The sequence below is a fragment of the Paenibacillus sp. SER-28 genome (assembly GCF_052906305.1).
This window is the reverse complement of record NZ_JBRECM010000005.1, coordinates 196,719-218,130: the sequence shown is the minus strand read 5'-3', so window position 1 is coordinate 218,130 and position 21,412 is coordinate 196,719. Positions and strand designations below refer to the sequence as shown.

Sequence of the window (21,412 nt, the reverse complement as noted above, 5' to 3'; positions counted from 1 at the left end):
CAATAAATTAACAATTATGTAATAATTAAATTTTGTTCAAAAATTCATATGCATATTTGCAATTGTTTTCTGAAAAAAAAGGAGGATTTTTTTGTGAAAGTGACTGGTATTATCGTCGCAGGAGGACGTTCCAGCCGAATGGGACAGGATAAGGCTTTGCTTGAGATCAATGGAGCCACTATGCTTGAACGGACGTATACTACATTGCAGCAGGTTGCCCAGCGGGTTGTAATAGTCACTCGTGACAACCAAGGATATGGTCTGAGTGGTATGGAAACTGTGTCTGATGTTTTTCCAGGTATGGGACCCCTAAGCGGTATTCATGCGGGATTATCTGCATCTACTACGGAGTGGGGAATGGTTGTCGCTTGTGATATGCCTTTTATACAGCTAGAGGTGCTGCAAGACCTGCTCGTTGTAACTGAGAAATGGACGGAGTTGCATGGAACGACGGAACCAACATTGCAAGCAGTAATACCTTCTATGGATGGACGTATACATCCGTTGCTGGCTGTGTACCATCGGAGCGTGCTGCCGTCTGCCGAGGAATGTTTGCGCAATAGACAGCTTCGTCTCACCGATTGGTTGAACAAGCTGAACGTTCGTTATGCGACGGTAGAGGATTTGCCGCGGGTGAGTGAAGACATGTGGCATAAGGCCGCGTTCAATATGAATAATCCGAGGGACTACGAGCTTGCGTTAGAGCAGTTGAAGCATAGTGTACAACAGAACACGCAGAACGTGAAGAATTTAAAGGGAATACGAGAGGATTAGAAACGTACAAGCTTCCTGCGCGAGGACTATTTAGGAGAGCAAAAACTAGAGAAATATGATGGACTAAATTTGGGGGAATATAATTATGCTGGAAGCTATTATACATGCCGTTTTATTGGCATTGGGATTGATTTTGCCTTTGGGGGTACAAAATGTATTTGTGTTTAATCAGGGGGCGTCCCAGTCGCGGTTTCACAATGCACTGCCTGCTGTCATTACAGCGGGTGTCTGTGATACAATCCTGATCACGCTTGCGGTTGGGGGCGTGTCTCTTATTTTGCAGCAATTTCTATGGCTCACGAACGTACTCTATGCGGCGGGCTGTTTGTTTCTGCTGTATATGGCCTGGACTTTATGGAGATCGAAGGCAGCTTCCTCGGGAGAAAGTCAGGCGATGCGGCCGAAACGCCAGATGATTTTTGCCGCTTCGGTATCGCTATTGAATCCACATGCCATACTCGACACGGTTGGCGTAATTGGAACCAGCTCCCTTCAATATGACGGCGGGGAACGCTGGGCCTTTGGTCTGGCCGCCGTGTCCGTATCTTGGATATGGTTTATCGGTCTGGCAACGGCAGGGCGTCTCGTGGGACGTATGGATTCAGAAGGGAAATTTGGGACTGTGCTCAACAAAATATCGGCACTGATTATTTTAGGCCTGGCAATGTATATGGCAATAAATTTTATTACCAGTATGTGATCCCAGCCTGGTTAGAGGAAAAACTTCAATACAGCGAATACCCCGCTCAAAGCAAAGGGAACACCGATCAAAAACAGCATAAAGGCCAGACAGCCTGCACCATTTACACCGCCTGCAATTCGGGCGTCCCGAGGGTTAGATGGATTGTATAATACCTTAATCTTGCTGCCAACCCGGTTGAGGCTTAGGTTGGTGCTATAAGGATTCCAGAATTCTACGGCTTCACCTGAAGCTGTATAGAAGCGCACCTTTAATCGGCGGGTGTAGCTAGTATCTACCGGATCATCTCGGTCAAAGGGAACGACATCAATGTCTACTTCGATATGCGCATCAACGATTTGCCCCTTGGTACGGACCCAGTGGCGTTTGCGATAACGATGACGACGGATCGTTCTGAATCCAAAATAGATGAGTAGCAGTCCAATCAAGCTGAACAATGGCATCAGCAAATCGGAACTAAAATGAAACCAATATACATTGAAATCAATTGAGATGATAATCCACTCCTTTAAACAAAGCGATAATCAATATATCGGATGTTTTTTAGGAACCGTTTAATAGCTATGAGAATTACTTATTGCTAGATAAGGACATATCAAAATCAACATCCTCGATAAATTCGATAACCTCACCATTGGGGCTGTGGACTAATGCATTTGTTACAACTAGAGGAGGTTCGCCAAGTGTAAGCTGATTGGGTTCCACAAAGGTTCTTGCTCCGTGGGCAAGGGCTTTTTGATATATTTCATCCACATTGTCTACGTAAAATGCCAAGTGTAATAAAGCCCCGTGGGCAATCTCTTGCTCGGATGCAGCTTTTTTTCCTTGGGCAGGAATGACAGCATCATTATCAAAAATTTCGATACAGGTTCTCTGATCGGGTGAGATCAGCATGGAAGCCTCTTGAATTCGAAAAGACGGAAGACTCCAGTGATGTCCTCTTTTAAATCCCAATACTTTGGTATAAAATGCAATGGTCGCTTGATAGTTACTGGCTTGTATGGCAACATGCGCTAATCCCTTCACACTCATTTCAGATCCTCCTTATATGTAAGTGAACCTTATTATATGAGTAATTATGGGGTATATATATATTTAAAGTAAGGTTTTTATACTATATTAATTATTAAATAAAAGTTAATTTGGATGAAAAATATTATTTTTTAAATTCAGGTCAGGAGGGGCTCGATATGCAGCATCACATAGACGATATAGATCACAAAATCATGAAATTGCTACAGCATGATGCCCGGATAACTATTTCCCAAATCAGTAAAGAAATTTCGATGTCACAGCCGTCTGTTAAAGAAAGGGTAATCAAGCTTGAAGAACGAGGGATTATTTCGGGATATAGTACCGTATTTAATTTACGGGAACTGAATCGAGGAACGACTACATTTATTCTAATAAAGACGGAACATTGCCAAGAGTTGGTTGAATTTTGTAGAGAGGCGAAGGAAGTCACTGATTTATTTCGCATCAGTGGGGAATTTAATTATCTCATTAAGGTGCAAACCGCGTCGGTAGAGGAAATTGCAGAGCTTCAGGATTCATTAGTTAAGCTAGGGCCTTCGAAGTCGCATATTTGTATGAAAAATATACTGGAAAACAGGGTTTTGCTGTAAGCAACTCGAAAACCCACATTTGGAATATAGAGCATTCGGAATAACTGTATTTGTGAAATGAAGATAAGCGAATGCTTGGATGAAATAACAAAAGTGACGCTGAATTACAACAGCGTCACCGTAATGCCCTGCTCCAGACGCTTCACGTCCTGGAGCTCGATCTTCCCGGCCATGGCGTGCAGAGCTGCCGCTGTGCCGCAGGCCGCTCCCTGCCGTAGCATGGCAGGGAGATCCAGCCCCGTAGCTGCGCCGGTGACCAGCCCGGCGACCATAGCGTCACCGCTGCCGAGCGCGCTGACAATGTCCGCGTCTGGCAGGCTCACGCGGTAGCGCGCATCGCTCGTTACCGCCAGCGCCCCGCGCGCGCCGAGCGAGATGACGGCCAGCTGCGCTCCGGCTTCCAGCAGCTTTGCTGCCGCCGCTTCAGCGGCATCCGGGCGCGCGGCGTCAATTCCCGCGAAGCGAGCGGCCTCGTCCTCGTTAGGCTTCACGAGGTCGGGCTTTCCGCGTAGCCCCAAGCGCAGCGCCTCACCGCTCGCGTCCAGCGCTACCCGCGCGCCGCGCGCCTTCGCCAGCGTGCACAGCTCGGCGTACAGATCGGGCGGGCAGCCGGGTGGCAGGCTGCCGGAGAGGACGACCCAAGCCGATTCCTCGGCAAGGGTCTCGATTTTGCGCCGCAGTGCGGCTAATTCAAGCGGCCCAACGGTCGGTCCGCTCTCAATCAGCTCGGTCTGCGTGCGCGCGGACGGGTCGAGCACGGTAATGGCGAGACGGGTCTCCCCGTGTGCCGTTTCAATGAAATCGGCGCTTAAGCCTTCTGCGCTCAACCCGTCAATGAGCAGCCGTCCCGTGTGTCCGGCAGCAAACCCGGTCGCTCGTACAGGCTCGCCTAGCGTGCGGATGACGCGGGCGGCATTCACGCCCTTGCCGCCCGGTACCGTCAGGCCGCCTTCAATGCGGTGGACGGCATTCAAACCGAAGCCTGCAACCGTGTAGATTTTATCCACAGCCGCGTTAAGCGTTACGGTGGTAATCACAAGGCGTCACTCCTTTAAGATCAGCAATTCGCAATATTTGATGCCATTCGCTCATGCTAAGATATTAGCTTTAATCCCAATGCTGCGGCAAGAATCATGGCGATGAATAAAACGCGCAGTACGCTTTTTTGTTCACCGTACAAGAACATGCCTGTAATTGTGCTGCCAACCGTTCCGATGCCTGTCCATACCGCATAGGAGGTGCCCATAGGCAAACTTTTCATGGCATAGCTGAGTAGAGAGAAGCTAAGAACAAAGGATAAGACCATAAGCACTAAGGACTTCCAGCCTTTGCCCACCGTAACTCCCTTCATACCGATGACTCCTAACACTTCCGAGCACCCCGCGATAACCAATGCAATCCAAGCCATTATGCGCCACTTCCTTCCTGAACATCACGGTCGGTAACTAACTTCAGACCGACCACACCTGCCAGCAAAAGGGCGATTAATAGTGTTTTGGACCATTGAAACGGTTCTCCGAATAGCAGCATTTCGCCTACGACTGTTCCCCCTGTCCCTAGTCCGGTGAATACAGCATACACTGTGCCTACAGGCAGTCGGTTCGCAGCCTTCATGATTAAATAAAAGCTGGCCACCACGGCCAGCACCGTTACAATCCAGGCGAGTATAGAGTCCGCATGCTTCAAACCCGATACCCATACAACCTCAATCAGGCCTCCAACAAAAACGTAAATCCAACTGCGATTCATGATGAATGTTCTCCTCAAAAATAAATTTTATAAGTTCGACGGCTTCACGCTTCATGAGGTGAGGTTAACGTAATCCCACGCCAAAAAATAGGCCATGCAGCGTTCAGTCTTCGGTGGTAGTTGACGCTTCCACTGTACAGGAGCTCCACCATGACTCCGTCCACCAGTGTCATAAAGGCTAAAGCCACATCCACTGGCTCCATATGCCCAAAAGGTTCCCGATCCCGAGCATTCCGGAGGTGACGAGTTAATTTTCGCTCCATTTTGTCCAGAAAAGGATTAACAATATCCAGCACCTCGTGATACAACGATACAGGCGGAAAGAAGGAAAAGCGAAGCATAAACTTGGCTGAGTCGTTGCTCTCATATTCCTGTCCCATCCAAAACAAGAAGTCATGCAGGGTATGCTTAAGCGGCTGATCTTTACGTTCCGTAAAGTATTCGAAAATACGTAAATTCTGCTCTTGAAAAGCGTACCTAGCTACCTGTAGAAACAGATCCTCCTTGCCTTGGAAATGCGCGTATATAGATGGTTTTCGGATACCAACCTCAGCGGCAATACAGCTCAAGGAGGCTCCCTCATACCCATTGGTGGCAAATTGAAAAAGAGCGGCCTTTCGAATCTCTTCCATCCCCATTATTGTCACCTACCTAACGTTCGTTAGTTTATTCTTGCACGAAAAAAAGTAAGTGTCAACCCAGCATCATTGCGTTTTTGCATAAAGCTTTTCTTTGGATTTTTTTTATCAACATTTTAATAAAAAAGTGGGAAGAAATAAGGGGCTCATGTACAATATAATGAAGAATACTTGTCAAATGCAGTCCACTGGAAGTGAGGTTAGTTATGAGGCGAAGCTTACTGGCCGTATTGATCGCGGCTATGGTGTTTATTATTTATTATTTTGGCTTGTTTAATTACATCGGCAAAAATGAAGGAACTGTCATCAGTATTTTTTCCACCCTGACAGTGATCTCCATCAGTCTGATTATTTTTACGGAGAATCGTAATCCCTCCACTACGATGTCCTGGATTTTGCTGCTGGCATTGCTGCCAGTCGTTGGACTTCCTCTTTATTTTCTGTTTGGGCAAAATGTATTCAAGCGTCGCAAGTATGATAAAAAGGCATTGCGTGACCAACAGGCTTACGACCGCATAGAAAAGGATGCTTTGCGAGTCAAACGAGATCTGACCTGCTTTACAGATGAGCAGCAGCAGTTGATGCGTTTGGCCCGCAGACTGGCCCGCTCCCCGATTTATTTTGCGACAGAAACTCACATTCTGAACAATGGAGATGAAACCTTCTCCACTTTGCTGGAAGAACTGCGCAAGGCGCAGCATCATATCCATATGGAATATTACATTTTCCGGTCGGATGATATCGGTACCAGCATTCAGAAAATTTTGATCGAAAAGGCTAAAGCGGGTGTTAAGGTTCGGTTTATGTACGATGCGGTGGGCAGTATTCAGTTGTCGAAGTCATTTTTGAAGGAAATGAGAGATGCAGGAGTAGAGGTTGTTGCGTACGGCGGCGCTCGGATCTTGTTCTTCTCCAGCCGGGTAAACTATCGTAATCACCGTAAAATTGTAGTCATCGACGGTAATATCGGATTAATTGGCGGTCTAAATGTGGGAGATGAGTATCTCAGCCGCAACAAAGCCTACGGCTTTTGGCGTGATACGCATATGATTGTGAAGGGCGAAGCTGTACGGACGTTGCAGCTTATATTTCTACAAGATTGGCTTCACATGACGGGTGAGTCGGTGCTCGATAGCGAATATCTGTCTCCCAATATTGAACCAATTACGGACGGAGGCGTGCAGATTATTGCCAGTGGCCCGGATAATGAGCGGAGAGTGCTCAAAAATCTCTTTTTCTCCATGATCACGTCCGCCCGAAAATCAGTCTGGATTGCCACTCCTTATTTTATCCCGGATGAAGATATCCTGACTGCCTTACGGATGGCTGCCTTGTCCGGGTTGGACGTGCGTATTCTGTTTCCCGCTAAACCGGATAAATGGCTACCGTTCCTCGCGTCTCATTCGTACTTCCAGTCGTTACTGGAGGTTGGAGTCAAGGTATATGAATATGAGAAGGGGTTCCTCCACTCCAAGCTCCTTATCATTGACGGGGAAGTTGCGACGATTGGGACAGCCAATATGGATATGCGTAGCTTTCATTTGAATTTTGAAGTTAACGCTCTGTTAATTCAAACGCACAGTGTGCAGCAGATGGTAACAGACTACGAACGAGATTTGCACTCTACCAGTCTGATCGTACGCGAAGAATTCATGAAAAAACGTCTGTTCAAACGTTTGATGGAATCGCTCGCGCGGCTGCTTTCACCACTGCTGTAAGCATAAACGAATTCGCTACAGCAGTATCCCGTAGTTAAAATGTAGTAAAGCCTAAAATATCCTGTAGACGGTATATAATATCTTTCCAAAATGTTGAATGATCCTCGTAAGCTGCTAGATCCAAACTGTATTCAGCCCCCTGATTATTCCATAGCTTATCAAAATAGGCCGCAACCTGTCGGGTCAGCTTGCTGTCCGCCGGAGCGGCCACCCACAACTCATTTTCCAGATTCAAATCATCCAGATTACGGGGGGTCAGATTGGTAGAGCCACCCCAAATGATATGCTCCCCTTGCGCTTTGGCAATATAAATCAGTTTGGTATGGAACTGCTCATGGGTGGTATGATACCAGCGAATTTGAATGTTCCCGCCCGATTTATCGGACAACTCCTGGGCGACCGGACGATTGGGGATGCCGATTTTTTCCTGACCAAACGCGTTTTGATTGGGGTCCAGCAGCAATTGGATGTTTACACCGCGCGCAGAGGCATCCAGCAGGCTGTTCAATACTTTGCGGTCAGCCAAATAAAACATGCCCATATGAATGCTGTCCCCTTTCTTCGTCTGCGCAATGCCATCCAGAACTGAGGTGTACACCTTGCCCTCAGTTAGATATTTGATCCGATAGCTGTCCTTTCTCGATGGAACTTTGGATTCGGCCTGTGGTGTATAGGCAGGAAGCTGTCCACCGCCCGAAAAGTCCAATACCGCCTGCTCTGTTTGTAAAATGTCTCCAATGATAGGCCCCTTCACCTCCAGCGCTACATTGGAGTGATAGGCGCTCGCGTCGTGCACGTTGCCTGTAGAAATGAGCGCTGTCTGTTCGTTGGCAACCAATTTTCGGTGATTGGCCTTGACGTTTAACAGCTTAAGATAGGAGCGAGCCGTAACATCAGGTCCGTCACTGGCCATCAGGTTGGGAATCCAACCTGTGCCCTGCTGCCCGAACCATTGGAAAAAGGTACGCCACACTGCCGAATAGATGGGGGTGGAGTCCCGCAACGGGTCTACATCGGTCTGCACGACTTGAATCCCTGCTCGCTTCATATTCTCCAACAAAGGATTGGGGGCAGAATTGTAGTTGGTATTGACTTCATCTGTAATGAAAAAGATAGGCATATCCGGATGAGCTTTCTTTTTGGCAATAAGATGATCGGTCATTTGTGCACTGACTTGGGGGAAGTGCTGACCTTTATGCTTATAGTCATTGAACAGAAACAGGTCGATGACAATAAATTGCTCAGCTTCATCAATGATCCCGAGCATACGATTCAAAATTTGGCCTTCATGCTGTACAGTGCTTCCATCCCCGGTGGGATAGGTCAAATCTGTCCAGAAGTTTACTTCATGGGTCGAATACTCCTGACTCTCATAAGAGACGAACGGAGGCAATGGTTTGTGGGTCTGATACAGCATGACGGCAATCAGCCAGAGGATAAGTACCAGAATGGCGATTTTAAAAGCCCGACCCTTTTTCTCAGTTCTTCTTTGATATTCCGGCACAGAATGTAGCGGATCACGTGTAGTCATATGACGATCAACTCCTCAATTGAATGCTGCATTCCATTTTATCGTGCCGGAACATGCAGTTTTATGATGGGATACTGTCAAGTTATTAACGCAAGTGTGCAGGATTGACGCGGATACTAAATAGAATGAAATGGAAGATGCTTTACTATTCGTTGAGGACATATGTCCTTTATAGGAAGTCTGCCCTATAATTTAATATATAGAAAAGTCATTTACATGGGGAGAATAACGATTTATGAGAGGAATCTTGTTTGCTTTTCTGGGAGGAGCGTGTATTACGCTACAGGGGGTAGCGAATACACGAATTAGTCAGGATATCGGTACATGGCAGGCGGCCACTGTTACTCAGCTAATAGGCTTTATTTTGGCAGCATTAGTCTGGATGTTTACAAGGGATGGCAATGTGGCTGAACTGAAACAGGTAAAGACGATGTATCTTTGGGGCGGTGCCTTTGCAGCAATTATTATATTTAGTGAAGTCACGGCAATCCAACATATTGGGGTTACATTCACGATCTCGGCGTTGTTGATTGCGCAGTTGTGTTTAACCTTCCTGGTAGATATTAAGGGATGGTTCGGTATAGTGAAGCAAAAGATGAAGCTGCCACAATTTATAGGTATTGGTATGATGATCGCGGGTGTAATTATTCTGAAGCTTTAAAATAGAAATTTAACTTGTAAAGAAAGCTTAGAATGTAGAGATTGAAGGTGAGCTTAGGAATGAGAGAAATTCAGGATCAAGAGCAGCTAAAATATTTTTTGCAGCTGCATGAGTTGGAATCCATACTCTACGAGCCACTACATCCTTATTTGTCGTTGCATCGTTTGGAGCAAGGGGAAAAGCTCTGTTTACAGGGGGACCCCATCGAGCATCTATATATACTGGTGCAGGGCAAGGTCAAGATTTATACCAGCTCTACAGAAGGGAAAACCCTGATCCTTTGCTTCAAAACACCGATCGAGGTTATAGGAGATGTTGAATATATTCGGAGTAGTCACGTCATCAACACAGTAGAGGCAGTGTCCCCGATCTATGTGATCGGTATTCACCACCAATGGATGAACAAATACGGCAGAGACTATGCTCCTTTGCTGCAATTTCTATTGGATATTGTCACGCGAAAGTTTTGCCTGGACTCCGACTTTTCCAGTTTCAATCTCATGTATCCGGTGGAAGTCAGGCTGGCGAGCTACCTGCTATCGGTTTCTTTTGACGAATCGAATACGGCTTTTCATGAGGAATTACTTGCATCCAGTCTGGTAGATGTGGCGAATTTGATCGGAACCAGCTATAGACATCTCAACCGTGTTATTCGCAAAATGATTGAAGATGGACGGGTTGAACGGACAAAAGGCTACATTGTCATTCGGGACAGAAAAGGTTTGAGTGAACTGGCAGGACATAATATTTATGAATCATTGTAATATGGGCATTTATGAAAGCAGAAGAATATCAAGGATCATCAAGGGAGAGTTAACATATGTTATTAGGAGTTGTATTGGCGATTATCGCAGGTGCCTTGGTCAGTTTGCAAACGATATTCAATAATAAGGTGAATGAACGGACAGGATCGTGGGCTACAACAACATTGGTGCTGGGAACAGGGTTCGTGGCTTCCTTACTCGGAAGTCTTATTTTTGAAGGGAAAAATACATTTACTTTACAGCATATGCAGCCGTGGTACTGGTTCAGTGGCATGATTGGCGTCGGTGTTGTGTTCTGTCTGGTGCAAGGAATGAAGCGACTTGGCCCGACCTATGCGATCTCCATTGTATTGACGGCGCAATTAGGTACGGCCCTGTTGTGGGATTCGTTAGGATGGCTAGGATTAGAAAAGATTCCTTTTACCTTTAACAAGTTGATCGGAGTATTGGTCATTATCGGTGGTATTCTCGTATTCAAATTTGGACATGGGCGTACGAAGGAACAAGCAGAAAGCATTTCATCTGTACCTGATTCGATGAAGGGATGAAGGAGATTGTATGGCCTTTATCTTGCTGGGATAGGGATCGTCCTTTCGAATAGGCATTTTGCAGAAAAGCGGCAGCTCAATTAGGAGCGGCTTTTCTGTAGAGTTTCCGTAATAACTGGTTTATTGCAAATTTTGAACATGGCCATGGGTAAGAAAAAATGTTCACGATCGTGTATATATTTTTCCATCCATGATACAATGAAAGTATCTTAAAATAGCCACTTTAAGGGCTACGATATTGAATATAAGAGACGATAAATAGATCGGTTACCGTGTTCGGGAACGGTCTTATTTGTGCTTCTTGAACTTGATGCAATAACAGAGTGACTTTGGATGAGGTGGGACATAGATGAGTAGTACAGAGAATGGAAAAGGAGCATCTGACGGTTTTAACAGATCTGGCTCTTTGTTGCCTGCCGCAAGGACAGGTGAACGGAAGATTGAGCACGTCCGCCTTTGTTTGCAAGAAGATGTGGCAGGACAAGGCATCACCAGCGGGCTGGAGCGATATGCCTTTAAGCACTGCGCTCTGCCGGAGTTGCATTTTGACGAGGTTCGTCTGGATAGTACTTTTTTAGGACGAGCTGTTCGAACACCGCTGCTTATTAGCTCCATGACAGGCGGCAGCACCGAGACAGGAGCGATTAATGAGCGACTAGCAGAGACAGCGGAGAGACGCGGCTGGGCGCTCGGCGTCGGTTCGGTACGGGCTGCGGTGGAAAGGGAAGAACTGGCTTCAACCTTTGCGGTTCGCCGTCTGGCACCCAGTATCCCGATCCTTGCCAATCTGGGTGCGGTGCAGCTGAACTACGGATTTGGTGTGGATGACTGTCGCCGTGCAGTGGAAATTGCCGGAGCAGATATGTTGGTGCTGCATTTGAACGGATTGCAGGAGATTTTTCAACCTGAAGGGAATTTGGATTTTAGTGGTTTGCTTCAGCGCATTGAGGAGTTGTGTCGTCAGCTTTCAGTGCCTGTAGGAGTGAAGGAAGTAGGTTGGGGCATAGATGGCGAGACGGCATCGAGACTGTATGATGCGGGTGCAGCCTTTATAGATGTCGCTGGCGCAGGCGGGACAAGCTGGAGCCAAGTGGAGAAATTTCGCAATCCTGATCCTGTGCGTCGCGCGGCGGCGGAGGCATTTGCGGATTGGGGCAACTCGACCGCTGATTGTATCGTGGAAGTCAGAGCCGCTGAGCCACATGGTGCTCTGATCGGCAGCGGTGGACTGAGAGACGGTGTCGATGCAGCGAAGGCGCTTGCTTTGGGAGCTGACATGGCAGGCTTCGGGCGTTCTTTGCTCGGTTCTGCGGTTGCCTCTAGTGAAGCGCTGGAGGCACGTTTGGAGCAGGTCGAACTGGAACTCCGCACGGTTATGTTTGGTATTGGGGTAGATGGAATAGAAGGACTCAAAGATACGACTCGACTAAGAAAGAAGGTAAACGGATGAGCGGACTTATTACATTGGTTCCGATGAATGCAGAGCAATATGATCGATTTGAACAACGCTCGCTTGCCGACTATGCGGATGAGAAAATCCAAGCAGGTACATGGACGGTAGAAGAAGCACCAGAACGTGCGGCAGAAAGTTTTGCTCGATACCTGCCACAGAGACTAGACACACCTCATGCTCACCTGTATATGTTGATGTTTTCCGATGCCGGGAGGCAGAGTCAGGAGGAAGCTGGCTACATCTGGTTCAATATTACGGATGGGGTGCAAGGAAAAGAAGCTTTCCTACTGGATATTCTTGTCTACGATTCATATCAGGGGAGGGGTCTAGGCACGCTGGCGATGGGGGCTTTGGAACAGGAGGCTCGCAGACTGGGAGCAGTCCGCATCGGTTTGCATGTATTTGGGCACAATGAGCGAGCTTTGCATGTATATCGCAAGTCGGGCTATCGGATTACAGATATCCAGATGAGCAAAGAAATCTAAATAGGGATATAGCAATATCCTGAATTTCATAACCGTATGCTTGCCGCGTGTATAGGTTCTCATATATAATGTGGGTTGGTAAACTAACGGATGGCATAACGCATATTTTATATAAACGGGAGTTGTTCTGATTATGGCTTTAAAAGCGGGGATTGTGGGCTTGCCGAACGTGGGCAAATCAACACTTTTTAACGCAATAACGCAGGCGGGTGCGGAATCCGCAAACTATCCATTTTGTACGATTGACCCCAATGTAGGCGTCGTTGAAGTACCAGACGAGCGGCTGGATAAGCTGACCGAACTGGTTGTGCCGAATAAAACGGTGCCAACGGCATTTGAATTTGTTGATATTGCAGGACTTGTGCGCGGTGCGAGCAAGGGCGAGGGTCTGGGTAACAAGTTTTTGGCTCATATTCGTGAAGTGGATGCGATTGTACATGTGGTACGTTGCTTTGAAGATGAGAACATTACCCATGTGGACGGCAAAATTGACCCGATCAGCGACATTCAGACCATTAATTTGGAACTGATTCTGGCGGATATCGAAAGTGTAGACAAGCGTATTGAACGTTCCCGCAAAAACATGAAGGGTGGCAACAAGCAGTACACCCAAGAGGTAGAAGTGTTGGAGCGGATCAAGGAATCGCTGTATGCTGATAAACCTGCGCGTAGCTTAGAATTGTCGGATGAAGAACGGTTGATTGTACGCGATCTTCATTTGCTTACGATGAAGCCTGTACTCTACGCAGCTAATGTTAGCGAAGATGGCGTAACGGAAGCGGATAGCAATCCATATGTGCAAAAGGTACGCGATTTTGCCGTGGCGGAAAATGCAGAAGTGGTGCCGATCAGCGCCAAGGTAGAATCTGAAATCGCTGAACTGGAAGGCGAAGACAAAGCGATGTTCCTCGAGGAGCTGGGATTAGCTGAATCCGGATTGAACCGTCTGATTAAAGCAGCATATCGCTTGCTGGGCCTGTATACGTATTTCACAGCAGGTGTGCAGGAAGTACGCGCTTGGACGATTCACAAAGGAACGAAAGCACCGGGTGCTGCGGGCGTCATTCATACGGATTTTGAACGCGGATTTATTCGTGCTGAGGTTGTATCCTACAACGATTTGGTCGCTGCTGGTTCGATGAACGGGGCTAAGGAACGTGGTCAGCTTCGTCTGGAAGGTAAGGAATATGTAGTGCAGGACGGAGACGTTATGCATTTCCGTTTTAATGTTTAATATATAATTTCCAGAATACAATACCTGATTCGGATATATAAAAGACGATGACTTCATGTATGTGTGTTCTGAAAGGTGCTAGATTACGTGGTCGCTGCCTATATTAGGGCGGCGACTTTTTTATTGTATTGCTGTTGTGTGGATTTTTGCAAAATCCTAAATTAGTCAGTATTTCTTGTAGCTAATTCATGAATTAGTTGGTATAATAAAGAGCTGTAGCCAGTGGAATTGAAGCTGGTTTCATATTAATTTAACTGAAGAGGTGAATCGCTTGTTGGACCGATTGCAATCATTGGCGGACCGCTACGATAAACTGAGCGAACTGCTCTGCGATCCGGATGTAGCGAACGATAGCAAAAAACTTAGAGATTATTCCAAAGAACAGTCTGATTTACAGCCTGCTTATGAAGCATATACCGAATATAAAAATGTCGTTGAAGAGCTGGAAGCTGCAAAAACCATGCAGGGTGAAAAGCTGGACGACGAGATGCGTGAAATGGTCAAAATGGAGATTGAAGAACTGAGTGTTCGCAAGCGGGAGTTGGATGAAAAAATCCGTATTTTGCTGCTGCCAAAGGACCCGAATGATGATAAGAACGTTATTATTGAGATTCGTGGTGCAGCAGGTGGTGACGAAGCGGCACTGTTCGCAGCTGACTTGTATCGGATGTATACTCGTTATGCCGATACTCAAGGCTGGCGTGTAGAGCTGATGGACGCGAACATGAATGATCTCGGGGGCTTTAAAGAGGTTATTTTCATGATTAACGGTCGTGGTGCATACAGCAAGATGAAATTCGAAAGCGGCGCACACCGCGTACAGCGGATTCCGACGACGGAATCAGGTGGGCGTATTCATACGTCGACATCTACAGTATCCGTTATGCCTGAGGCCGAAGAAGTGGATATTGAAATTTCCGATAAGGATATTCGCGTGGATACGTTCTGTTCCAGCGGTGCGGGCGGGCAGTCCGTTAATACGACCAAGTCGGCGGTGCGTGTAACGCATATGCCAACAGGTATTATGGCAACCTGTCAGGACGGAAAATCCCAGAACTCCAATAAGGAGAAGGCGCTGCAAGTTTTGCGTGCCCGTATTTCGGATATGTTGCGTCAGGAAGAGGAAGCCAAATATGCAGGCGAGCGTAAGAGTAAAGTAGGTACTGGAGACCGCAGTGAGCGTATACGTACCTACAATTTCCCGCAAAGCCGTGTAACGGATCATCGTATTGGCCTAACTATGCATAAGTTGGACCAGGTGATGAACGGGGAGATCGAAGAAATCGTATCGGCGCTCACGATTGCAGAGCAGGCTGATTTGATGGAACAAGAGGTTTAAGTTTTGGGGAACGAGCGCGATTGTGTGTATCGGATGTCGCCGGAACGGAACATGAGTGTCAGAGAAGCCTTAGTTGAGGCTTCTTCTTTTTTAGGAAGCTGTGGCGTTCTGGAGCCGCAGCATAATGCCCGTTTGCTGCTGGAGCATGTGCTCGGGTTGGAAGGTACGGCGTTTTACGCCGCTCTGGGTGATCCGTTCCCTTCCACCGCCAAGGAGGCGTGGGAACGGATCATAGCCCGCAAAGCTGCGGGTGAACCGGCGCAGTATATTATCGGACGGCAGGAATTTTATGGCCGCTCGTTCATGGTTTCGCCGTCGGTGCTGATCCCACGCCCCGAGACAGAACTGCTCGTCGAGGCGATACTCCAGCACGGCGATCTTCTGTGGCCAAGCGGCGCTCCGCAGGCGCTCGACATCGGCGCGGGCAGCGGTGCGATTGCCGTGACGCTGGCGGCTGAGCGACCGAGCTGGCGCGTGGCGGCAGGGGATATTTCGGCTGCCGCGTTAAAAGTAGCGGCTCATAACGCCGTTGCGAACGGCGCAGCCGTAGAATTCCGCGAGGGCGATCTGCTGGCGCCATTTGCGGGAACGACGGTGGACATTCTCGTGTCCAACCCGCCGTACATCCCGGCTGCTGACATCGCTGGCTTACAGCCGGAGGTCCGCGACCATGAGCCACGGATGGCGTTGGATGGTGGTCCTGACGGGCTCGGCCCGTATCGGGCAATGCTGGAGCAGCTCGGACTCCTTCAGGCTCCGCCCCGGCTAATCGGGTTTGAATTGGGGATGGGACAGGCCAGAGACGTGGCTGACCTGCTGGAACAGGCGGGTCATTGGAAGAACATTATAATCGTTCCTGACCTTGCTGGGATCGAACGACATGTCCTAGGTGTCTCGGAGTAGTGCTGCATTTTCTTTTTGCGAGTCTTTCCTTTAGAATAAGAGGGGTATGACCGAGAAACGGCTCAGGGGGAAATCATGCTTCAGAAATTGAAAAAAATTGACGGTCCGGTTATCTTTATTCTGATTTTGCTCATGGCGATTAGTATTGTAACAGTATACAGCGCAGGTAGAGCTCCTACGAACCTGCCTGATCACGGCAACGATTACCAGAGGATGATTGGGTATTATATATTGGGTTTTGTGGCGATCTTGGGTTTAGCGATGGTCGATTTTCGGATATTCATTAAAAAAGCCCTGTACGTATATGGGGGCGGAATATTCCTGTTGGGTCTCGGATTTTTTGGCGGGACGGTTAACAACTCTCAGGGCTTTTTGAAAATTGGTGGCTTGAATCTTCAGCCTGCTGAAGTATTCAAGCTGGTCCTTATCATTTTTCTGACTTATATGCTGATCAAAAAGCGCAAGAGCAAGCTGTATTTTATTCAGGATGTTCTTCCAGTCGCTCTGGTGAGCTTTGTCCCGTTTGCCATGGTTATGGCACAAAATGACTTGGGTAATGCGCTCGGTTACATTGTCATCGTCATTGGTATGCTATGGATTGGTAATGTGAAGGCATCTCATGCGTTGATCGGATTCATCGTATTTGCAGTCGCCGTTGGCGGCGGGATCAAGGCTTATATTTCGTTTCACGATGAGATTGATTCCTTTATGAAGGGAATTGGCCGTAGTCACTGGGTTGAGCGTTTGGACCCTTGGTTGGTACCGGAAGAGGCAACCGCGAAGGCGTCTTATCATACCAAAAATGCCAAGCTGGCGATAGCCTCTGGCGGGATGATTGGCAAGGGCTTTTTGCAAGGAACCTCGGTACAGTCCGGGCGTGTTCCTTATACGTACGCGGATTCTATTTTTGTGGTCGTAGCGGAGGAATTTGGCTTTGTAGGCTCTTCAGTGCTGCTATTGTTATATTTTATTTTGATTCACCGCATGATCCTGATTTCGCTGGAATGCCGGGATCGCGCCGGACCGTATATTATTGTCGGGATTGTGTCCATGTTGCTGTACCAGATTTTTGAGAACATTGGTGCGTTTCTGGGCATTATGCCGCTTACGGGGATTACGCTCCCGTTCATAAGTTATGGTGGTACCTCGTTGCTTATTAACATGGCTAGTATCGGCTTGGTTATGAGTATTAAGGTGCACGGCCAAGAGCTGGAGGACGATCTGCCGCAGCCTTCCAGAGTAAGCTTGACGAAGGCGAAAAAAGCCTAGTGCAGGTGGATTTGGCTTGAAACTGATTGGTATTTGTGTGAGTTGAAACGGTGCAACCAGAGAGTCCAGATTGTGAAATCTGGGCTTTTTTATATGCCTCGGTGAGGGTCAGAAGCTTGGTGTAGCATGATTTGAGGGTGTATTGAAGAAAATCTGTAAAGTGTTCCTGAATCTTTTACAAGATTCATAGGTTTAGACTCTCCCAAACCGGACAGACTGATAGACATGATAGAGTTTGGGTTTGGGGGAGACGAAGATGAGAAATTGGATCAAGCAAGCTGCAATGATACTATTTTGTATTTCGATATTAATGATGTCTTGGGAAGGTCAAAAGACGGATGCTGCTATGACCACTGGAACAAGAGGAACCTTAGCATCAGGAGTAGCTACAACAGGGCTGAATGTGATTCCACATGACTCCATTCGACTGCGTATTTTGGCCAACTCGGATCGTCCGGAGGATCAGCTGGTTAAACGCGAAATACGGGACGCTATTGTACAGCAGATGAATGCCTGGGTGGGTGAGCTGGAAAACCCGCAAAGCTTAGATCAAGCTAGATCATTGATTGGTGCTCATTTACCTGAAATTGACCGTTTGGTAGGTACGGAACTGGCTCGTCGCGGCATTGCATATGATCATCAGGTGGAACTGGCGAGCGTACCTTTCCCGACGAAAATGTACGGTGGTCTGGTCTACCCAGCAGGGAATTATGAAGCGCTTCGGGTTACGCTGGGGCAAGGAAAAGGGCAAAATTGGTGGTGCGTGCTGTTTCCTCCGCTGTGCTTTATTGATGCAGGCAGTGGTGAAGCATCGGCACAAACAGTATCAGCAAAAACGGATCACGGAGAAAGTCGGACGAATGCCGCTGACAAGGAGCCGGAAGTACGTTTTTTTCTGTGGGATGCACTTGCGGGACTGTGTAGCTGGGTGAGTGGCTTGTTTGCCTAAACGTTGAGGAGTGTAAGTTTCCCCATATGCTATAATGGAGCTTACGATAGATATACACATGGCAGAGCCAAATAAACTGATCTTTCAAAGTAGCCTTATAGGATCAAGCGAAATCACTGGCCTGTATATGACAATAAGATATGGGATGATCTGATATGAGTGATAAATCGAATCAAATGCAAGACTTGCGCGGAGATTTTGTGCAAAAAGAAAAATCGGAGCAAAAGCTGGACGAACAGGAAAATTGCGAGCTGAAGCAGGCATTGAGGTCTTCCCATACCCAATGGTGGGATGTAAGATGTTTGGTTCCTGTGAGCAACATTGACGGGGATGTTTCTGACGAAGTTTGGGCTGAACAGACTCGGATCGCGGCGGAAAAGGGCATACGGGAGGCCGGCGTACTCCTCCAAGCTGGAGAGACGGTAGCCTTTCCTACGGAGACCGTGTACGGCCTGGGGGCCGATGCTCGTAGTACAAAAGCGGTGGAGGCGGTATTCGCTGCCAAAGGACGTCCCTCCGATAACCCGCTCATTGTACATATCTCTGATGCTGATCAATTAGAGGGTATGGTAGCAGAAATAAACGATACGGCCCGAGCGCTGATGAATATGTTCTGGCCGGGACCGCTGACTCTCGTATTGCCGGTAGTGCCGCAGGCACTGTCATCGCGTGTGACAGCCGGGCTGGATACAGTCGGAGTGCGCATGCCGGATCATCCGATAGCCCTTCGTTTGATCGCTGAAGCGGGTTGTCCACTGGCTGCGCCAAGCGCCAACCGGTCGGGAAGACCCAGTCCCACCCTTGCACAGCATGTGCGAGAGGATCTGGAGGGCCGCATCGGCGGCATTTTGGACGGAGGTCCCACGGGGGTGGGGCTGGAGTCCACGGTGGTGCAGGCGGGTGACGACGGAACCGTCACCATCCTGCGCCCCGGCGGCGTGACGGCTGAGCTGCTCGCTGCGGTTGCTCGCGCCGTCGTGCTGGACCCGGCGTTGACTGTTACGCCCGGGGAAGACGCGGACAGCCCAGCGCCGCGCTCGCCGGGCATGAAGTACACGCACTACGCGCCGCGAGGCCGCTTGAGCGTGGTACAAGGCCCGTCGTCCGTTGAGGTGACGGGCTGGATTCGCGCCGCGCTGGCGGAGGCTTCCGCGCGCGGGGAGCGCACGGCAGTGCTCGCGTTCGACGAGCATGCCGCCGGTTACGCCGGAGAACGCGTCTATACGCTAGGCAAGCTGGACGCGCTCCATGAGGCGGCGCAGCGCCTGTACGGCGTGCTGCGTCGCTGCGACGAGGACGGCGTCACCTACATTTTGGCGGAATCCTGTCCGCCGAAGGGATTGGGAGACGCCGTCATGAACCGCCTGCTTAAAGCGGCAGGTCACCGAATCGTCCGCTTGTAGCTTCTGTCGAATCAGAGCCTCTTATATTAAATTTTACTCCCTCCTCGTCTCGGTATTGGGTACTTCCAGTACATGCTTGTACTGATTTGCCCCTTGTCCGCATAACGTGTACAAGAACAGACGGATAATGGAGGGATGGAGTATGCTGGCAGCCTCTGCCCATGCCGGGCAGGTTGTAACGATTCTGATCATGGCGGTAGCGCTAGGAATGGATGCGTTATCGCTGGGCGTAGGGATCGGCATGAAGGGGATACGCCTGCGAGACGTCCTGCGCATCAGTACTGTCATTGGCTTTTTTCATATTCTGATGCCATTACTGGGAATGTTCACAGGCCATTATATGAGTTCTTTATTAGGTCATGTGACGGCCTACTTCGCAGGGGGTCTACTCATCCTTTTGGGCGGGCATATGGTGTATAATTCCTTTAAAGGGGACGGCGTACAGGTATTGGATCATCGTTCGCCTTTAGGCCTTTTGCTGTTTGCACTTGGGGTGAGCGTTGACTCATTTTCTGTAGGAGTGTCACTAGGTATGTTCCAGAGTGATCTGGTGCTGTCCGTTCTGGCGTTTGGTTTTTGCGGGGGAGCAATGGCGATGCTGGGCCTGCTGCTGGGTCGCAAGGTCAGCCGTAATCTAGGAGATTATGGGGAAGCAGTGGGTGGTGCCATTTTGTTGGCATTCGGCTTTATGTTTATGTTTTGATTTTAGCGTAGACAGTGTAAAATAAGTGCAGGGTTATCGTAAAGGATTAGGATTATAGTAATCCTCTGTTTATATATTTTTTTAACATACGGGGGGTGAAAACGTTGAAGAATATCTTATTCGTATGCACAGGGAATACCTGTCGCAGTCCAATGGCTGAAGGGATGCTGCGTAAGTTGGCTGCTGAGCAGGGGCTAGAACTGGAAGTGCGTTCTGCGGGAGTAGCCGCGATGGAAGGCACGCCGATATCCCGACATGCAGAGGCGGTTCTACGTGATCACGATATATCCGATCAGATCACTTCAACCCCTTTGAGCGACGGGCTTGCCGGGTGGGCGCATCTGATCTTAACCTTGACGCAAGGACATAAACAGCACGTAATTCAGCGCTTTCCCCAAACGGCGGGCAAAGTATTTACACTTAAGGAATATGTGGAGAACCGGGATGCGGTGTTGAATGATGTACAGGAGTTGGATGGGTTATATGCTTCACAGCAGTTGATGGCTTCACTCGGACAAGAGCTATCGGCGCAGGAGCGTGAACGAATGATTGAATTACACCAACGGATTCCGGGCTTTGATATTTCAGATCCGTTTGGCGGTTCGCGAGAAGACTACGATGTCACAGCTGCAGAAATCCGTACGGCGCTGCATAAGCTGCTGGACAAGCTAAAGGCTTCTTCCGAATAAAATTGGTATTACTCATCTGTTTTGTACGGAATCTGTTGATTTTCGGCGGCTAATCCGTTAAGATAAGGTGGAAAAATGAGAATCCGATGTAACTGGCGACAAAAGTGGGATTAACCACGATGGAGCATCGGATATACGGCCGGTCGCCTGGGCAAAAGAGCAATTCCACATAGGTGTGGACTGCTCTTTTTTTCATATACAAGTTGAGCCAGATTGTTAGCTGAGAGTTGATTCCTTTAAAGGTTCTTCCATTTTTTCTGCTCGAAATCTGAAACAT

Annotated in this window: 24 protein-coding genes and 1 riboswitch; of the genes, 17 read left to right on the top strand and 7 right to left on the bottom strand. The window is 48.3% G+C overall.

Annotated elements, in window-relative coordinates:
* Positions 1 to 93: 93 nt before the first annotated feature.
* Positions 94 to 774 carry a molybdenum cofactor guanylyltransferase gene (gene mobA / locus ACUYLD_RS15085; protein ID WP_446675418.1) on the top strand — a complete coding sequence of 227 codons (681 nt, stop codon included), beginning with the start codon at positions 94 to 96 and terminating at the stop codon, positions 772 to 774.
* Positions 775 to 859: 85 nt separating this feature from the next.
* Complete coding sequence (locus ACUYLD_RS15080) at positions 860 to 1,474, top strand: LysE/ArgO family amino acid transporter (RefSeq protein ID WP_446675417.1); 615 nt, start codon at positions 860 to 862, stop codon at positions 1,472 to 1,474.
* A gap of 11 nt (positions 1,475 to 1,485) precedes the next feature.
* On the opposite strand, the gene ACUYLD_RS15075 is transcribed toward ACUYLD_RS15080, so the two are convergent.
* Positions 1,486 to 1,917, bottom strand: coding sequence for a DUF3592 domain-containing protein (locus ACUYLD_RS15075; protein WP_202403975.1), 432 nt, complete (start codon positions 1,915 to 1,917; stop codon positions 1,486 to 1,488).
* Between the two features lie 127 nt (positions 1,918 to 2,044).
* Entirely contained in the window at positions 2,045 to 2,506 is a 462-nt protein-coding gene (locus tag ACUYLD_RS15070; protein WP_322158847.1) for a VOC family protein, read from the bottom strand.
* 158 nt (positions 2,507 to 2,664) lie between these two features.
* Here ACUYLD_RS15070 and ACUYLD_RS15065 point away from each other — a divergent pair, with 158 nt between their 5' ends.
* The gene (locus tag ACUYLD_RS15065) at positions 2,665 to 3,099 is read left to right on the top strand and encodes an Lrp/AsnC family transcriptional regulator (RefSeq protein ID WP_254326157.1); all 435 of its coding nucleotides are present in this window, start codon (positions 2,665 to 2,667) and stop codon (positions 3,097 to 3,099) included.
* 104 nt (positions 3,100 to 3,203) lie between these two features.
* On the opposite strand, the gene ACUYLD_RS15060 is transcribed toward ACUYLD_RS15065, so the two are convergent.
* From ACUYLD_RS15060 to ACUYLD_RS15045, 4 genes are read right to left on the bottom strand one after another with little or no spacing between them, the layout of a single operon-like run.
* On the bottom strand, positions 3,204 to 4,136 hold the full coding sequence (locus tag ACUYLD_RS15060) for a 1-phosphofructokinase family hexose kinase (protein ID WP_446675416.1): 933 nt from the start codon (positions 4,134 to 4,136) through the stop codon (positions 3,204 to 3,206).
* A 56-nt stretch (positions 4,137 to 4,192) separates the two neighbouring features.
* Positions 4,193 to 4,507: a DMT family transporter gene (locus tag ACUYLD_RS15055; RefSeq protein WP_013312355.1), complete on the bottom strand. Its 315-nt coding sequence runs from the start codon at positions 4,505 to 4,507 to the stop codon at positions 4,193 to 4,195.
* Positions 4,507 to 4,848 (bottom strand): DMT family transporter, encoded by a 342-nt coding sequence (locus ACUYLD_RS15050; protein ID WP_039271586.1) that lies wholly within the window; start codon positions 4,846 to 4,848, stop codon positions 4,507 to 4,509. Before ACUYLD_RS15050 ends, ACUYLD_RS15055 begins: the two co-directional genes overlap by 1 nt.
* A gap of 44 nt (positions 4,849 to 4,892) precedes the next feature.
* On the bottom strand, positions 4,893 to 5,486 hold the full coding sequence (locus ACUYLD_RS15045) for a TetR/AcrR family transcriptional regulator (RefSeq protein WP_446675415.1): 594 nt from the start codon (positions 5,484 to 5,486) through the stop codon (positions 4,893 to 4,895).
* A 206-nt stretch (positions 5,487 to 5,692) separates the two neighbouring features.
* On the opposite strand from ACUYLD_RS15045, the gene cls reads away from it, so the two are divergent.
* Complete coding sequence (cls, locus tag ACUYLD_RS15040; RefSeq protein ID WP_446675414.1) at positions 5,693 to 7,204, top strand: cardiolipin synthase; 1,512 nt, start codon at positions 5,693 to 5,695, stop codon at positions 7,202 to 7,204.
* A 34-nt stretch (positions 7,205 to 7,238) separates the two neighbouring features.
* Here the strand turns inward: cls and ACUYLD_RS15035 are convergent, their stop codons facing one another.
* Positions 7,239 to 8,735, bottom strand: coding sequence for a phospholipase D family protein (locus ACUYLD_RS15035; protein ID WP_446675413.1), 1,497 nt, complete (start codon positions 8,733 to 8,735; stop codon positions 7,239 to 7,241).
* Positions 8,736 to 8,970: 235 nt separating this feature from the next.
* On the opposite strand from ACUYLD_RS15035, the gene ACUYLD_RS15030 reads away from it, so the two are divergent.
* The 13 genes from ACUYLD_RS15030 to ACUYLD_RS14970 all read left to right on the top strand — a co-directional run bounded on the left by ACUYLD_RS15030 (position 8,971) and on the right by ACUYLD_RS14970 (position 21,135).
* Entirely contained in the window at positions 8,971 to 9,396 is a 426-nt protein-coding gene (locus ACUYLD_RS15030) for a DMT family transporter (RefSeq protein ID WP_250266829.1), read from the top strand.
* 59 nt (positions 9,397 to 9,455) lie between these two features.
* Positions 9,456 to 10,160: a Crp/Fnr family transcriptional regulator gene (locus ACUYLD_RS15025; RefSeq protein ID WP_446675412.1), complete on the top strand. Its 705-nt coding sequence runs from the start codon at positions 9,456 to 9,458 to the stop codon at positions 10,158 to 10,160.
* A 56-nt stretch (positions 10,161 to 10,216) separates the two neighbouring features.
* Positions 10,217 to 10,708 carry a DMT family transporter gene (locus ACUYLD_RS15020; RefSeq protein ID WP_446675411.1) on the top strand — a complete coding sequence of 164 codons (492 nt, stop codon included), beginning with the start codon at positions 10,217 to 10,219 and terminating at the stop codon, positions 10,706 to 10,708.
* Positions 10,709 to 11,057: 349 nt separating this feature from the next.
* Positions 11,058 to 12,158: a type 2 isopentenyl-diphosphate Delta-isomerase gene (gene fni, locus ACUYLD_RS15015; protein ID WP_446675410.1), complete on the top strand. Its 1,101-nt coding sequence runs from the start codon at positions 11,058 to 11,060 to the stop codon at positions 12,156 to 12,158.
* The gene (locus ACUYLD_RS15010; protein WP_061832119.1) at positions 12,155 to 12,646 is read left to right on the top strand and encodes a GNAT family N-acetyltransferase; all 492 of its coding nucleotides are present in this window, start codon (positions 12,155 to 12,157) and stop codon (positions 12,644 to 12,646) included. Before fni ends, ACUYLD_RS15010 begins: the two co-directional genes overlap by 4 nt.
* 133 nt (positions 12,647 to 12,779) lie before the next feature.
* Positions 12,780 to 13,880 carry a redox-regulated ATPase YchF gene (gene ychF, locus ACUYLD_RS15005; RefSeq protein ID WP_039271572.1) on the top strand — a complete coding sequence of 367 codons (1,101 nt, stop codon included), beginning with the start codon at positions 12,780 to 12,782 and terminating at the stop codon, positions 13,878 to 13,880.
* 271 nt (positions 13,881 to 14,151) lie between these two features.
* Positions 14,152 to 15,219 (top strand): peptide chain release factor 1, encoded by a 1,068-nt coding sequence (prfA, locus tag ACUYLD_RS15000; protein WP_013312344.1) that lies wholly within the window; start codon positions 14,152 to 14,154, stop codon positions 15,217 to 15,219.
* A gap of 3 nt (positions 15,220 to 15,222) precedes the next feature.
* Complete coding sequence (gene prmC / locus ACUYLD_RS14995; protein WP_446675409.1) at positions 15,223 to 16,122, top strand: peptide chain release factor N(5)-glutamine methyltransferase; 900 nt, start codon at positions 15,223 to 15,225, stop codon at positions 16,120 to 16,122.
* A 75-nt stretch (positions 16,123 to 16,197) separates the two neighbouring features.
* The gene (locus ACUYLD_RS14990; RefSeq protein ID WP_446675408.1) at positions 16,198 to 17,391 is read left to right on the top strand and encodes an FtsW/RodA/SpoVE family cell cycle protein; all 1,194 of its coding nucleotides are present in this window, start codon (positions 16,198 to 16,200) and stop codon (positions 17,389 to 17,391) included.
* 256 nt (positions 17,392 to 17,647) lie between these two features.
* Positions 17,648 to 18,340, top strand: coding sequence for a stage II sporulation protein R (spoIIR, locus tag ACUYLD_RS14985; RefSeq protein WP_446675407.1), 693 nt, complete (start codon positions 17,648 to 17,650; stop codon positions 18,338 to 18,340).
* Positions 18,341 to 18,495: 155 nt separating this feature from the next.
* Positions 18,496 to 19,743 (top strand): L-threonylcarbamoyladenylate synthase, encoded by a 1,248-nt coding sequence (locus ACUYLD_RS14980; protein ID WP_446675406.1) that lies wholly within the window; start codon positions 18,496 to 18,498, stop codon positions 19,741 to 19,743.
* A gap of 142 nt (positions 19,744 to 19,885) precedes the next feature.
* Positions 19,886 to 20,446 carry a manganese efflux pump MntP gene (locus tag ACUYLD_RS14975; protein ID WP_023990719.1) on the top strand — a complete coding sequence of 187 codons (561 nt, stop codon included), beginning with the start codon at positions 19,886 to 19,888 and terminating at the stop codon, positions 20,444 to 20,446.
* Between the two features lie 104 nt (positions 20,447 to 20,550).
* Positions 20,551 to 21,135 carry a low molecular weight protein arginine phosphatase gene (locus ACUYLD_RS14970; RefSeq protein WP_061832035.1) on the top strand — a complete coding sequence of 195 codons (585 nt, stop codon included), beginning with the start codon at positions 20,551 to 20,553 and terminating at the stop codon, positions 21,133 to 21,135.
* 78 nt (positions 21,136 to 21,213) lie between these two features.
* Positions 21,214 to 21,295: riboswitch (ZMP/ZTP riboswitch) on the top strand.
* Positions 21,296 to 21,412 lie beyond the last annotated feature (117 nt).